The sequence below is a fragment of the Cellulosimicrobium sp. Marseille-Q4280 genome (genome assembly GCF_943181405.1).
In the GTDB taxonomy this organism is placed as follows: domain Bacteria; phylum Actinomycetota; class Actinomycetes; order Actinomycetales; family Cellulomonadaceae; genus Cellulosimicrobium.
The window spans coordinates 50,132-63,089 of the sequence record NZ_CALPBY010000005.1 but is presented as its reverse complement, the minus strand read 5'-3'; the positions used below and the strand labels follow the sequence as shown (position 1 = coordinate 63,089).

The 12,958-nt window shown below is 71.2% G+C and carries 12 protein-coding genes; 5 read left to right on the top strand and 7 right to left on the bottom strand.

Annotated features, from left to right (window positions below; translation table 11 throughout):
• Position 1: 1 nt before the first annotated feature.
• Genes NFS20_RS13610 through NFS20_RS13585 form a run of 6 tightly spaced genes read right to left on the bottom strand, consistent with a single transcriptional unit; the run spans position 2 to position 6,195 of the window.
• A complete protein-coding gene (locus tag NFS20_RS13610) occupies positions 2 to 760 on the bottom strand; it encodes a CoA transferase subunit A (protein WP_251152340.1) in 759 nt (252 codons plus the stop codon).
• On the bottom strand, positions 757 to 1,785 hold the full coding sequence (locus NFS20_RS13605) for a fumarylacetoacetate hydrolase family protein (RefSeq protein ID WP_251152339.1): 1,029 nt from the start codon (positions 1,783 to 1,785) through the stop codon (positions 757 to 759). Before NFS20_RS13605 ends, NFS20_RS13610 begins: the two co-directional genes overlap by 4 nt.
• On the bottom strand, positions 1,782 to 2,921 hold the full coding sequence (locus tag NFS20_RS13600) for an FAD-dependent monooxygenase (protein ID WP_251152338.1): 1,140 nt from the start codon (positions 2,919 to 2,921) through the stop codon (positions 1,782 to 1,784). Before NFS20_RS13600 ends, NFS20_RS13605 begins: the two co-directional genes overlap by 4 nt.
• A gap of 43 nt (positions 2,922 to 2,964) precedes the next feature.
• On the bottom strand, positions 2,965 to 3,987 hold the full coding sequence (locus NFS20_RS13595) for a cyclase family protein (protein ID WP_251152337.1): 1,023 nt from the start codon (positions 3,985 to 3,987) through the stop codon (positions 2,965 to 2,967).
• Positions 3,984 to 5,156: an alpha/beta hydrolase family protein gene (locus tag NFS20_RS13590; RefSeq protein ID WP_251152336.1), complete on the bottom strand. Its 1,173-nt coding sequence runs from the start codon at positions 5,154 to 5,156 to the stop codon at positions 3,984 to 3,986. Before NFS20_RS13590 ends, NFS20_RS13595 begins: the two co-directional genes overlap by 4 nt.
• A gap of 10 nt (positions 5,157 to 5,166) precedes the next feature.
• Positions 5,167 to 6,195, bottom strand: coding sequence for a VOC family protein (locus NFS20_RS13585; protein WP_251152335.1), 1,029 nt, complete (start codon positions 6,193 to 6,195; stop codon positions 5,167 to 5,169).
• A gap of 343 nt (positions 6,196 to 6,538) precedes the next feature.
• Here NFS20_RS13585 and NFS20_RS13580 point away from each other — a divergent pair, with 343 nt between their 5' ends.
• Entirely contained in the window at positions 6,539 to 7,462 is a 924-nt protein-coding gene (locus tag NFS20_RS13580; protein WP_251152334.1) for a LysR family transcriptional regulator, read from the top strand.
• Between the two features lie 16 nt (positions 7,463 to 7,478).
• Here NFS20_RS13580 and NFS20_RS13575 read toward each other — a convergent pair whose 3' ends face one another.
• Positions 7,479 to 8,270 (bottom strand): IclR family transcriptional regulator, encoded by a 792-nt coding sequence (locus tag NFS20_RS13575; RefSeq protein ID WP_251152333.1) that lies wholly within the window; start codon positions 8,268 to 8,270, stop codon positions 7,479 to 7,481.
• A 49-nt stretch (positions 8,271 to 8,319) separates the two neighbouring features.
• On the opposite strand from NFS20_RS13575, the gene NFS20_RS13570 reads away from it, so the two are divergent.
• Genes NFS20_RS13570 through NFS20_RS13555 form a run of 4 tightly spaced genes read left to right on the top strand, consistent with a single transcriptional unit; the run spans position 8,320 to position 12,958 of the window.
• Positions 8,320 to 9,546, top strand: a complete 1,227-nt coding sequence (locus tag NFS20_RS13570; RefSeq protein ID WP_251152332.1) for an FAD-dependent monooxygenase — start codon at positions 8,320 to 8,322, stop codon at positions 9,544 to 9,546.
• 21 nt (positions 9,547 to 9,567) lie between these two features.
• Positions 9,568 to 10,455: a fumarylacetoacetate hydrolase family protein gene (locus NFS20_RS13565; RefSeq protein WP_251152331.1), complete on the top strand. Its 888-nt coding sequence runs from the start codon at positions 9,568 to 9,570 to the stop codon at positions 10,453 to 10,455.
• On the top strand, positions 10,452 to 11,834 hold the full coding sequence (locus NFS20_RS13560; RefSeq protein ID WP_251152330.1) for an MFS transporter: 1,383 nt from the start codon (positions 10,452 to 10,454) through the stop codon (positions 11,832 to 11,834). The genes NFS20_RS13565 and NFS20_RS13560 overlap by 4 nt, the downstream gene beginning before the upstream one ends.
• Complete coding sequence (locus NFS20_RS13555; protein WP_251152329.1) at positions 11,831 to 12,958, top strand: cupin domain-containing protein; 1,128 nt, start codon at positions 11,831 to 11,833, stop codon at positions 12,956 to 12,958. The genes NFS20_RS13560 and NFS20_RS13555 overlap by 4 nt, the downstream gene beginning before the upstream one ends.

The following is a 12,958-nucleotide window of genomic DNA, read 5'->3' as shown; positions in this document are numbered from 1 at the left end:
GTCAGGCACCTCCTGGTGCTGCGGCGTGGGGTGCGGCGGCGTCCGAGGCCTCAGGCGTGCGCTCGCGCACCGTGCGCTTCTCGATCGGCTTGTCGTGCGCGGTGGTCACGACGGCGTTCACGAACACGCCAGGCGTCACGACGTCGTCGGGGTCGAGGTATCCCTCGACCGTCGGGTCGAGAAGGTGCTCGACGGACGCGACCGTGACGGGAGCGGCCATCGCGACGACCGGGTTGAAGTTCCGCGCCGTGAGCCGGTATCGCAGGTTGCCGGCCGCGTCTGCCGTGTGTGCGTGGACGAGCGCGAGGTCGGCACGGATCGCGCGTTCGAGGATGTACGTGCGGCCGTCGAGCTCGGCGGTGGGCTTGCCGTCGGCGACGGCTGTGCCGACGCCCGTGGGAGTGTAGAAGGCGGGGATGCCCGCTCCTCCGGCCCGAAGACGTTCGGCGAGGGTGCCCTGCGGGACCAGCTCGACGTCGAGCTCGCCGTCCAGGTAGCGGCGGGCGAAGAGCCTGTTCTCGCCCACGTACGAGGCGAGGACCCGGCTGACCTGGTCGTTCTCCAGCAGCACCCCGAGGCCCAGGCCGTCCACTCCCATGTTGTTGGAGACGATGGTGAGGTCGCGGACGCCGGAGGCACGGACGGCATCGATGAGCTCGTAGGGCACCCCGCAGAGGCCGAACCCGCCGACGGCGATGGTCATGCCGTCTCGGAGCACACCAGCGAGAGCCTGGTGTGCGTCACGCTCGAGCGTGGTCATCTCACCTCCTGCGGCGCGTGGGGGGTCGCGCTGCCCGATGCTCGGTCACGCCGTCGGTCTCGGGAGCGTGCGGGCGGTATGAAAGGAAGGTCGCTGAGGGAGGGTCCGGGAACGATGCGGTTCTCGACGGCACCGATCCCCTCGACCGCGAGCCGGACGACGTCACCGGGCACGAGCGGCGGCGGATCCTGGACGCCGGTCCGGCCCCAGAGCTCGGCGAGGCATCCCCCGTTGCCGCAGGTCCCGGACGCCAGGACGTCGCCGGGCATGACCCAGGTCCCGCGGGAGGCGTACGCGATCATCTCGTCGAAGGTCCAGGCGGCGTTCGACAGCAGGTCGCGGCCGACCGCTCGACCTCCGATCGTCGCGTCGAGTCCGAGGGCGAGGTACCCGTCGGCGTCCCGGTAGTCCTCGAGCTCGTCGGCCGTGACGATCCACGGCCCGAGCGTGCTGGCGGAGTCCTTGCCCTTGGCGGGTCCGAGATTGACCTGCATCTCGCGGCCCTGGAGGTCTCGAGCGGACCAGTCGTTGAACACCGTGTACCCGAAGATGTGGTCGCGCGCCGCACGCGGGGAGAGGTTCGTTCCCGCGTGGGACACCACGACGGCTACCTCGAGCTCGAAGTCGAGCTGTGTAGAACCGGGCGGTACGGGGACGTCGTCGTGGGCACCGACCATCGAGTGCGGGTTGGTGAAGTAGAACGTCGGCGCGTCGTACCAGGCAGCGGGGACGGCACCGTCGTCGGACACGCTGCGCACCACCCCCTCGACATGCTCCTCGAACGCGACGAAGTCCCGCACCGACGGTGGCTGCAGCGGCGGCAGGAGACGGACATCGGCGATCGGCACGAGCGCGGAGCTGGCGCGTGCCCACGACGCCGCCTCGACGGCGGCGGGCAAGCCCGCTCCCGCGACGTCGAGCACCGTGGTCCCCGGCCGCAGATCGTGCAGGCGTTCCTCGCCCGGCGCTCCGACGACGAGCGCGTGATGCTCCGCGCCCGCGAGCTCGTACCGCGCGAACCTCATGCCGGATCCGTGACGAGAGTCGAGATGCGTCGCATGAGGCCGGGGACGTCGGCCTCGGTCGGCGGGGTGTGGTCGAGCATCCACCGGGCGACCTGGACCGATGCCTCGACGACCGTCGAGGCGCGAGGTCGGCGCCGGTCCGCGTAGGACGCGAGGAGCGACTCGTCGAAGGCGTCCGCGGCGACGAGGAGCTCTGCGAGGACGAGCGCATCCTCGAACCCCTGCGCGGCGCCCTGGGCGATCGTCGGCGGGCAGGAGTGTGCGGCGTCGCCGACGAGGACCACGCGCCCGCTGTGCCAGGCTCCCGGTACGACGTGGTGCTCGAAGCGCGCGTAGTTGATGAAGGTGTCCGGAGAGAGGCTGTCCCGGACCTCGTCCCAGGCGCCGTGGTACGACGACGCGAGATCGCGGAAGACGTCGATCTGCTCGGCGTGGTCCAGTCCCGACCGGTCCTGCACGTCCTCGACGAGGTAGGCGTACATCGTGTCCGCACCGGTGGGGCAGTAGCCGGCGATGTAGCACCGCCCGCCGTAGGTGAGGTCGGTGCGCTCGACTGCTGTCGGGCGAGGCACGTGCACGCGCCAGATCCCCATGCCGGCGCTGGTCGGTTCGACGTCGATGCCGAGCTCGCGTCGGGTCCACGAGTGGATGCCGTCGGCGCCGACGACGAGGTCGTATCGTCCGCTCGACCCGTCGGCGAACGCGGCGTCGACTCCCGACGCGTCCTGGCTGAGGGTCGTCGGGACGGTTCCGTACCGGATCTTGACCCCCGTCTCGGCAGCGCGGTCCAGCAGGACGCGTGCCAGGACAGGTCGCGGCATCCCGAGGGTGGCAGGGAGGTCGGGCCCGCCGGTGCGCACGTCGGGGATCTCGGCCACGAGGGTCGCCGCGGGGTCGGGCAGACGGATGCCGAGGGAGTCGAACGGGTAGCCGGCCGCGAGGACGTCGTCCCACACGCCCAGCTCTCGCAGGATCCGTAGGGCGTTGCCCTGCAGGGTGATGCCGGACCCGACGTCGGGCACGTCGGGGCGCTCCTCGACGAGCTCGACGGCCACTCCCTCTCGGGCGAGCAGGATCGCAGCTGCCGTGCCGGCGGCGCCGCCGCCGACGATCAGGACGGAACGTACTGCAGGCATCGTTGCCTCACTTCCGGGTGGTTCGATGGAGGGGATCAGCCGTTCACTTCAGGGCGACGGGGTTCAGGGGCGAACCGACGGCACCGGTGATCGGCAGGGGTGGTGCGACGAGCAGGAACTCGTAGATCGCGTCGTCGGAGCAGTCCGCGCCGAGCTCCTCGAGCGCCCACATCTCGCCGAGGAACAGGCCGAGATGGGGGATGACGACCTGGTGGAACGGCTGGAACGCGTCCTCGAACTCGTTGGGCCTGACCTCGACGCCCCAGGTGTCCGTGGCCACGGCGGCCACGTCGTGCTCCCGGAGCCAGTCGATGGTCGTGAAGGACAGCCCCGGGGCAGGTCCGCCCGCGTAGGCGCCCCACCCTTCGCGGCGGGTCCGTCCGTAGTGCCCGGTCCGGACGACGAGGAAGTCGCCGGGACCGACCTGAGAGGTCGAGCCCTGCGCGGCGATCGTGGCGTCGAGGTGCTCGGGCAGGATCGCGAAGCCGTCCGGCAGCTCACCGCCGGCCGCCGTGCCCAGGTGCCGACCGACGTCGAGCAGGACCCCGCGTCCGGCGAAGTCTGCGGCGACGGTCTCCATGCCGGTGACGGAGTCGCCCGCCGAGGTGACGACCTCGCTCGCGCGACGGCCGTTCCAGGCGCGGCCGTGGTCGAAGATGTGCCCGAGCCCGTCCCACTGGGTCGAGCACTGCAGCGGCATGGCCACCACGTCGTCGGCTCCGCCGATGCCGTGCGGCAGACCCTGGTCGCCGAGCTCCGCCTCGATCCCTGTGTCGAGCATCGTGTGCACCGGGTTGGTGCGCCGGCGCCAGCCCTTCTGCGGCCCGTCCATGTCGAAGCGCTGCGCCAGCGAGAAGCTCGCCCCCCGCCGCACGAGGGCAGCGGCACGACGGCGGTGCTCGTCCGTCACGAGGTTGAGCGACCCCTTGACGTCATGCTCGCCCCAGCGACCCCAGTTCGAGCACCGGGCGGCAGCCGCAGCGATCGCGCCCTCCGGGTCGGCCCGGTCGAGCCCGCGAGGCAGGTCGTCGGCGACCCCGCCGTGGGCCTGCACGGCAGTGGTCATCGTGTTCTCCCGCCCAGCCGGTCGGCGACCCAGTCGGCGATGACATCCGTGGCGACCGACCCGTTGTCCACGCTGGAGTGGGCGGTGCCTCCGGTGCGGTCGGTGAACACCACGAGCTCGCGATCGGGCGACGACGTGAGCTGGTCGTACGTGCGGTGGGCGTACTCGAGCGGGATCTGCCGGTCGTGCTCGCCGTGCGTCACGAGGAACGGCACATGGATCCGGTCCAGGACACCGTCGAGGTGGACGTTCTCCGCGATCTGGAAGAACTCGTCGAGATCCTTCGCGCCCCACACCCACTGGACGTGCTCCCAGTAGTGGGGGACCGGTCGCTCGCCCTCACGGGCACGCCGTGCCTGCTGGACCGCGCGCCAGTCGTGGTTGGCTCCCCAGGCGACGCCGAGGGCGAAGCGGGGCTCGAACGCGACCGCTCGGGGTGCGTAGTAGCCGCCCAGGGAGACACCCAGGAGACCGACCCGTTCGGCGTCCACGTCGTCACGGCCCGCCACTGCTTCGTAGACCACGGACGCCCACTTCTCGGCCTCCGGGACGGCGTGCAGACCCTGCAGGCGCAGCGCCTCACCGGTTCCCGGCTGGTCCAGGCACAGGCTGGAGATGCCCCGGGCGGCGAGCTTCGCCGCCGGTCCCGTGCGGTAGAGCATCTCCTTGGTGCTGTCGAGGCCGTTCACCTGGACGAGCAGCGGACTCGGACCCTGGATCCTGGTTCCGTCCGGGGCCAGCGCGTGGGTGAGGATGCCCGCGAGGTGCGTGCCTGCGTAGGGGATCTCCACCCGCTCGGCGTTCTCGCGCGCCAGGTGGGTGCCGCGGTCGAACGTGTCGCGGAACTTGGCGTACAACGCGGCGCGCGGAGCGTGGCCTGCTGCCTGCATCCGCTCGCCGGTCAGGAAGTAGGTCGCGGCCCGAGCGAGCTTCTCACCGGCCGACAGCTCGTGCCCTGCGGCCTCGTCCTCGTCCGCGAGCTCGACGAGCGTGTCGCCCTTGGCCTCCCAGGCGGCCATGAGCGCGACCGTGCCCGCGTCATCACCCTGTGCGGCCGCGTCGAGAAGGGGACGGCAGACGGTGTCGATCTCGCCGATCTGCCCGCCCATCTGCAGGGCCAGGTTCACGGACAGGTTCCACACGTAGTTTCCGGGGAAGTACTGGAACATCGTGCGGGCCTCAGCCCTGGCCGTGGCGGGCGTAGGGGTTGACGAGCGCGTCTTCGGTGCCGGGGAGCACGCCCTCCTCGGTCGCCGACGGCTTGCCGGCGTCCGGCGGGAAGCACTCGGTCATGGACATCGGCATGGCCGAGTTGCGGTAGATGCTGTTGGAACCCGTCGACGGCTTCCAGGTGTTGGCCTGCCAGTCGGGGACGTAGTTGCGGTAGCCGCCGGTGTTCAGCTCGATGCGCATGCCGCCGGGCTCGCGGAAGTACAGGAAGGACTGCTCTCCGATGCCGTGGATGCTGGGGCCGTACTCGATGTGGGCGCCGTTCTCCATGAGCACGTCGGCGGCGACGAGGAGCTCCTGCACCGAGTCGGTCCAGAACGCGATGTGGTTCACGCGACCGCCACGGTCCGAGGAGTCGAGCACGACGCCGAGGTCGTGCGACTTCTCGTTGGTAGTGAGCACGCTGAAGACCGTGATCTCGGCGTGGTCCAGCTCGGTGAACGCCATGACGCGGAAGCCCAGGACCTCGCTGTACCAGGCGGCGAAGCCCTTGACGTCGCTCGCGGCGATGGTCACGTGGTCGAGGAACCGCGGGGCGGCGGCGTGCGAGCTGCGTCGCTCGGGACGGTCGGGGAAGACCGAGGTGAGCTCGGCGGGCGCGGAGTGCTGGGGCACGTCCCAGTACAGCTCCATCGTGTGGCCGTAGGGGCCGGTGAACTGGAACGAGCGGCCGTGTCCCTGGCGCTTGTCGTACCAGGTGCCCTCGACGCCCTTGGCCTGCACCCGCGCGGCCGCGGTCTCGAGCGCGTCGGCGCTGGTGGTGCGCCAGGCCATGTTCACCAGGGCGGGCTCGGCGCCGGGGGAGACGATGAGGCTGTAGGGGTAGTAGTCGCCCCAGCACCGGAGGTAGGTGGTGCCGTCGTCGTCGCGCGCGACAGGGCGCAGGCCGAACTGCTTCTCGAAGAAGGCGGCCGTCGCGTCCACGTCGGGGGAGGCGATCTCCAGGTGGGCGAGGTGTGCCAGGTGCGTGCTCGTCATCGAACGTCGTCCTCTCGGGTCGGTCGTCACCGGTCCGCGCGGCGCGATTCGCACCTGAGGAGTTGCGCAACGCCGCGCGGCCTGGCACCACTCTGGGTCCTCGGCATCCATCAGGGAAGACGATGTTGTCGATAAGCGGTATCGACGCGATCGATAGGACTACGAGGGTCGCGTGCCAAGCGGTCGCGCCTCGGCTGCCCGTCAAAGGTCGGTAGCGGCTCCGTCGTGCTGGCTCATCCCGACACCGTCCTGCCCGACGGCGGGCAGTGGAGGGCATGATGTGCGTATGGTGCCCATCGACCGCATGGATGCGGATCGGTCGAACCCGTCGTCACGCCCCCCCGTGTCCTCGACGCGACTGACGAACCTCGACCTCAACCTGCTCGTCGCGCTGGACGCGCTGCTCCAGAACCGCAGCGTGACCCGGGCCGCGGCGCAGATGGGGCTCAGCCAGCCTGCGCTCTCCGCCTCTCTGGCCCGGCTTCGGCGGCACTTCGACGACCCGCTGCTGAGCCGACGGGGGAACGAGTACGTCCTGACGCCGCTCGCGCAGCAGCTCCGGGAACGGACACGCACCGTGCTGGCAGGCGTCGAGCGGGTGTTCGCCGCCGAGCCGGTCTTCGACCCGGCCTCCTCGACGCGGCAGCTCACGATCGTCGCGAGCGACTACAGCGTCGCGATCCTCGGGGCGCCGCTCACCGAGCTGCTCGAGCGGGAGGCCCCGGGCATGAGGGTGCACTTCTCCGCGAACACGCCGAGCATCATCGACGACGCGGAGCACGCCCTCGTCGGCGTCGACCTGATCCTCCTGCCGCACGGGTTCGTGACCGACCTCCCGCACAGAGACCTCCACGACGACCGGTGGGTGTGCCTGGTCGCCGCGTCGAACACCGAGGTGGGCGAGGAGCTGACGCGCGAGCAGCTCACCGAGCTCCCGTGGGTGATGACGTTCCACAGCCCGACGGCGTCGACACCCGCCGCCCGTCGTCTGCGGATGGCCGGCGTCGAGCCGCGGGTCGAAGTGGTCACCGAGCACTTCCTCACCGTGCCTGCCCTCGTCGCGGGGAGCGGTCGGGTCGCGGTGCTCCAGGAGCGGCTCGCGCGCCGGCTCTCCCCGGAGGCCGGTGTGCGCACCGTCGCGTCGCCGGTCGACCTGGGGTCGCTCGTCGAGGCCATGTGGTGGCACCCGGTCAACACGCACGACCCCGAGCACGAGTTCTTGCGCGACGTGCTCCGGCGTGCGGCACGCACGCTGGACCAGGCCTAGCCGAGCTGCGCAGACGTCAGGTCAGGTCCACGTCGGCGAGGTCTCGCTCGATCTGTGCACGCGAGTCCAGCAGCAGCGGGAGCAACGTCGAGGGCAGTCGTTCCGCGAACCGGTCCGCCCGGGTGGAGAGGGTCACGGCGCCGACGGGTGTGCCCCAGCGGTCGTGGACGGCGGTCCCGACCGCTGCGACCCCACGTTCCGTCTCCTCGACGTTGACCGCGTAGCCGTGGGCACGGGCCCTCGTCGCGTCGCCGAGCAGCTTCGCCATGGCGGCCTCGGTGAGGGTTGCTGCGGGCCCCGCCGTGTAGATCTCTCGGATCTGGTCGTCGGTGAGCTCGGCCAGGAGCGCCTTTCCTCCCGATGCCTCGTGGGCGGGCATGACGACGCCGTCCCGGTCGTGCGTCGCCTCGACGGTGCGAGCCCGGACCGTGACGAGGAAGCGGACGTTCGTACCCACGCGGATCATGAGGTTCGCCGACTCTCGACTGCGCCGCGACAGAACCTCGAGATGCGGTTGGCACAGCCGGCGGAAGTCGCGCGTCCACTCCAGGCGCGCCGGCCCTGCGTCCATGGAGGGCCCCGGGAGGTAGACGTGAGCCTCGTTCTGCACGGCGAAGCCCCGGAACACCAGGGTCTGCAACAGGCGGTGAGCGCTGGACCGCGAGACGCCGAGCTGTTGGGCGGCGTCCGCGACGCGCAGCGCGCCGTAGTCCCGCAGGAGCTGGAGCAGCCTCAAGCCACGGTCCAGGGACTCCACGGCGATCGACGGGCGTTCCGGCAGCGGTGGGTGGGTGCGCAGATTCCTCACAGCGGAACATTCTCGCGCAAGCGTCGCCGTCGCGCTTACGGTCCCCGGCATGGTTCACGACGTGGTGGTCCCGACAGAGACGTCCCTGGTGGTCGGCGGAGGCATCGGAGGCCTCGCCGCCGCCCTCGTCCTGAGACGCAGCGGGCAGGCGGTCACCGTGGTCGAGCAGGCGCCCGCCTTCGGCGAGATCGGCGCGGGGTTGCAGCTCGGCCCGAACGCCACCCGCATCCTTGCCGACTGGGGCGTGCTCGACGAGGTCCGCGCGGTCGGCGTCGAGCCCCGCCGTCTCGTCCTGCGGGACGCGATCACCGGCGACGAGCTCGCGGCCCTCGACCTCACGGGCAGCTTCCGAGCCCGGTACGCCTCGCCGTACGTGGTCATCCACCGCACCGACCTGCACGCCATCCTGCTGCGTGCCTGTCAGGACGCCGGGGTGGACCTGGAGACCTCGACGCGTATCGCCGACGTCACCCAGGACGAGGCCGGCACGCTGGCGCGCACCGACGACGGCCGGACCTTCGGCGCGGACGTGACCTTCGGCGCGGACGGTCTGCACTCCGTGCTGCGCCAGGACATCGTCGGCGACGAGGTGGTCCCCTCGGGCTTCGTCGCCTACCGGGGAACCGTGCCCGTCGAGGACGTTCCCGACGCCCGCGCGCTCGACGACGTGGTGTGCTGGGTCGCGCCCGGCGCACACGTCGTCCAGTACCGGCTCAGGGGCGGCAGCGTTCTCAACGTCGTCGCGACGTTCCGTTCGCCGGGGTTCGACCGTGGTGAGCCCGACTACGGCACTCCCGAGGAGCTGGAAGAGGTCTTCTCCGCGTGCGATCCGCGCGTGCGCGAGGCCGTGTCCCACGTGGGGCGCCAGCGTCGCTGGCCCTTGTTCGACCGCGAGCCTGCGAACCACTGGGGGGCAGGTCGGGTCGTGCTGACCGGCGATGCCGCGCACCCGATGCTGCAGTACCTGGCTCAGGGCTGCTGCCAGGCGCTGGAGGACGCCCGCACGCTCGAGGAGCTCCTGGCCGAGCAGACGCTCGGTGCCACCGACTGGCCACAGGTCCTCGAGCGCTTCACGCGGGCGAGGATCCCGCGGACCGCCGAGGTCCAGCGACGCGCCCGGTTCTTCGGCGAGGTCTGTCATGCCGACGGCGCGGCCCGGGTGCTGCGCAACGCCCTGCTCGAGCGCGCGGACGACCTCAGCGAGTACACCGACTGGCTCTACGCGGGTACCGCCGCCGAGCGCCTCGCACCCACCCGACCCCTGACGCTCGCCTGAGCCCGATCGACGGAGATCACCATGAGACTCGCAGTGCTGGACAACACCATCCCGGTCATCGTGATCGGCGACGAGGCCGTGGACGTCAGCGACGTCGTCGCCCCGCAGCCGGGGCCCGCCGGACCGTGGGGAGCGTTCCTGGAGGCCGGGCGTGGCGTGGACGAGCTCGCGGCCCTCGACCTGAGGGCGTTCCCTCACGCCGCTCTGGATCTCGGGCGTCTGTCCGCGCCGCTGCGCAGGCCCCGCAAGATCGTGGCTGCGCCGGTCAACTACCTCGACCACAAGGTGGAGATGGCCGAGCAGAAGTCCATCGCGGACTACGGCGTCTTCCTCAAGGCCGGGACCTCGGTCGTCGGGCCGGGCCAGGACGTCCAGCTGCCGTATCACGACAAGCGCACCGACCAGGAGGGAGAGCTCGCCCTGGTCATCGGACGCACGGCCCGGCACGTCTCGACGGACGACGCCCTGGACCACGTCTTCGCGTACACGTGCGGGCTCGACATCAGCCTGCGCTCGACCGAGGACCGTTCCACCCGCAAGTCGTTCGACACCTTCACGCCGCTCGGCCCCTGGCTCGTGACCGCCGACGAGATCTCCGACCCCGACGACCTCGCCCTGCGGTGCTGGGTCTCCGGTGAGCTGCGGCAGAGGACGAGCACGGCCGAGCTGCTCTTCTCGGTGCCGCAGCTCATCTCCTACGCCTCGTCGGTGATGACCCTGGAGCCCGGAGACGTCGTCCTGACGGGAACGCCGGCAGGCGTCGGCCCGCTCGCCGACGGCGATCGCGTCCGGGTGGAGATCGACTCGGTCGGTTCGCTCGAGGTCGGCGTGACGGCTCGTCACGCCGTCGCGTACGACGCCCGGCCCCAGGGGCGGATCGGCTCGCTGGCCGGGGAGGGCAGCCGATGAGCCTCACGCAACGCGTGCAGTCCGCGCCGATGAGCCGGACGCAGTACGCGGTCGTCGCTCTGTGCGTCGCGATGAACATGCTCGACGGCTTCGACGTGCTGGCCCTGGCCTTCAGCAGCTCGGCCATCGCGGACGAGTGGCAGCTCTCGGGCGGCCAGCTGGGCGTGCTGCTGAGCAGCGCGCTGCTGGGCATGGCGATCGGCTCGGCCCTGGTGTCCCAGGTCGCCGACGTGATCGGACGTCGCACCACCGTCCTGGCGTGCGGCGCCGTGATCACCCTGGGGATGGCTCTGTCTGCGGCCGCCACCGGCTACGAGATGCTCCTGGCCGTGCGCGTACTGACCGGACTCGCGATCGGCACGCTGCAGGCGTGCCTCAACGTGCTCGTCTCGGAGTACGCCTCCGCACGCCACCGGCCCACGGCGATCAGCTTCTACACGGCTGGCCAGCCGATCGGCGGGACCCTCGGGGGCATCCTCGCCGGCGTCCTGCTCGCCACCCTCGGCTGGCGCTCGGTCTTCGCCTTCGGCGCCGTGGCGACCGGGGTGCTGATGCTCGTGGTCTGGCGTGTGCTGCCCGAGTCGATCGACTACCTCACCAGTCGTCGGCCTCCCCGAGCTCTGGAACGCCTCAACGCGATCCTCGCTCGCATCGGCCACCCACACGTGACAGAGCTGCCCGCGCCGGCGGCGGCCCGTACGACGAGGGCACGCTGGAGCGCCGTCCTGATGGGCCGGGCCGGCCTGGTCACCCTGGCCCTGGGTCTCGCCTTCTTCATGCTCATGGCGGGCTTCTACTTCGCGAACTCGTGGACGCCGCAGCTGATCGTCCTGAACGGCTTCCTGCCGGGAGACGGGGTCCAGGCGGGGGTGATGTTCAGCCTGGGCGGTATCGCCGGATCGCTGATCTTCGGCCCTGTCGCATCACGGGTCGGTGTCCGGCCGACGCTGGTAGCGGCCTTCGTGCTCGCCGGCGCAGCCTTCGCCGGCTACGCGTCGTCGATGGGATCGCTCGCCGTGGCCTTCACTCTTGCCGCCGCGCTCGGGGCCACGACCAGCGCTGCGATGGCCGGCATGTTCTCCGTCGGGCCGATGTCCTACGACGCCGCCACGCGGGCGACCGGGGTCGGGCTGATCATCGGGCTCGGCCGGGTCGGTGCGATCGTCTCGCCGATCGTCGCCGGCCGTCTGCTCGACACCGGCTGGGAGCCGGGCCAGCTCTACTACCTGTTCGTCATCCCCATGCTCGTGGGCGCAGCGGCGATCGCACTGCTGCGCCGCGTTCCGCTCGCCACCCCTGACGCCACCGTGGCCAGCCCCGCTTCGACGGGACAGGCCGTCGGGACCGTGACGTCGACTACTTCAGGAGGTCAGCCATGAGCACGCAGCCCGAGACTCTTCCCGAGGCCCACGACGGCCAGCCCGAACCGGGCCCCGAGCTCGACCGTCTGTACGCGGACTTCGAGCGCAACAGCACGGCGCCGCTGTGGACCCAGACCAACGACCTCATGCCGATGGTCCCCAAGCCGGCTGCGGTGCCGTTCGTGTGGAGGTGGACCGAGCTGGTCGACATCGCCCGCCGAGCCGGCGATCTCGTGCCGGTCGGGCGTGGCGGTGAGCGCCGCGCCATCGGACTGGCCAACCCGGGACTCGCCCCCACCGCGTACGCCACCCCCACGTTGTGGTGCGCCATCCAGTGGCTGGGACCGTTCGAGACCGCGCCCGAGCATCGACACGCGCAGAACGCGTTCCGGTTCGTCGTGGAGGGGGAGGGCGTCTGGACCGTCGTCAACGGGGACCCCGTCCGCATGAGCCGAGGAGACCTGCTGCTGACGCCGGGGTGGAACTTCCACGGGCACCACAACGACACCGACCAGCCCATGGCGTGGATCGACGGCCTCGACGTCCCCTTCGTCCACGACGTCGACCTCGGCTTCTTCGAGTACGGCTCGGAGCGCGTCACCGACGAGGCGTCCCCGCCGTTCTCGCGTTCCGAGCGGCTCTGGGCCCACCCGGGGCTCACGCCCCTGTCCTCCCCGGGCCCGCAGGTCTCCACGCCGATCGCCGCCTACCGGTGGGAGCACACCGACGCCGCGCTGCGCGAGCAGCTCGCACTCGAGGACGAGGGCCACCCCGCCACGGTCGAGCAGGGCCACGCGGCGATCAAGTACACCAACCCCACCACGGGCGGCGACGTCCTGCCGACGATGCGCTGCGAGTTCCACCGCCTGCGGCCCGGTGCCCGGTCAGCCGCCCGTCGCGAGGTCGGTTCGTCCGTCTGGCAGGTCTTCGAGGGCTCGGGGGCGGTCGTGCTCGACGGGGAGCAGCGCGAGCTGCACAAGGGCGATCTGTTCGTCGTGCCCTCGTGGACCGAGTGGTCGATCGAGGCGCGCGAGGAGTTCGACCTCTTCCGGTTCTCCGACGCCCCCATCGTCGAGCGGCTGCAGTTCCAGCGGACCTACCTCACCGAGTCGGGCCGCCTGCTGCCGGGCAGCCGAGGCTGA

Bases quoted from the DNA above. Each gene is read 5' to 3' on its own strand.
- NFS20_RS13610 (WP_251152340.1), bottom strand. From the start codon at position 760: ATGACCACGCTCGAGCGTGACGCACACCAGGCTCTCGCTGGTGTGCTC.
- NFS20_RS13605 (WP_251152339.1), bottom strand. From the start codon at position 1,785: ATGAGGTTCGCGCGGTACGAGCTCGCGGGCGCGGAGCATCACGCGCTC.
- NFS20_RS13600 (WP_251152338.1), bottom strand. From the start codon at position 2,921: ATGCCTGCAGTACGTTCCGTCCTGATCGTCGGCGGCGGCGCCGCCGGC.
- NFS20_RS13595 (WP_251152337.1), bottom strand. From the start codon at position 3,987: ATGACCACTGCCGTGCAGGCCCACGGCGGGGTCGCCGACGACCTGCCT.
- NFS20_RS13590 (WP_251152336.1), bottom strand. From the start codon at position 5,156: ATGTTCCAGTACTTCCCCGGAAACTACGTGTGGAACCTGTCCGTGAAC.
- NFS20_RS13585 (WP_251152335.1), bottom strand. From the start codon at position 6,195: ATGACGAGCACGCACCTGGCACACCTCGCCCACCTGGAGATCGCCTCC.
- NFS20_RS13570 (WP_251152332.1), top strand. From the start codon at position 8,320: ATGGTTCACGACGTGGTGGTCCCGACAGAGACGTCCCTGGTGGTCGGC.
- NFS20_RS13565 (WP_251152331.1), top strand. From the start codon at position 9,568: ATGAGACTCGCAGTGCTGGACAACACCATCCCGGTCATCGTGATCGGC.
- NFS20_RS13560 (WP_251152330.1), top strand. From the start codon at position 10,452: ATGAGCCTCACGCAACGCGTGCAGTCCGCGCCGATGAGCCGGACGCAG.
- NFS20_RS13555 (WP_251152329.1), top strand. From the start codon at position 11,831: ATGAGCACGCAGCCCGAGACTCTTCCCGAGGCCCACGACGGCCAGCCC.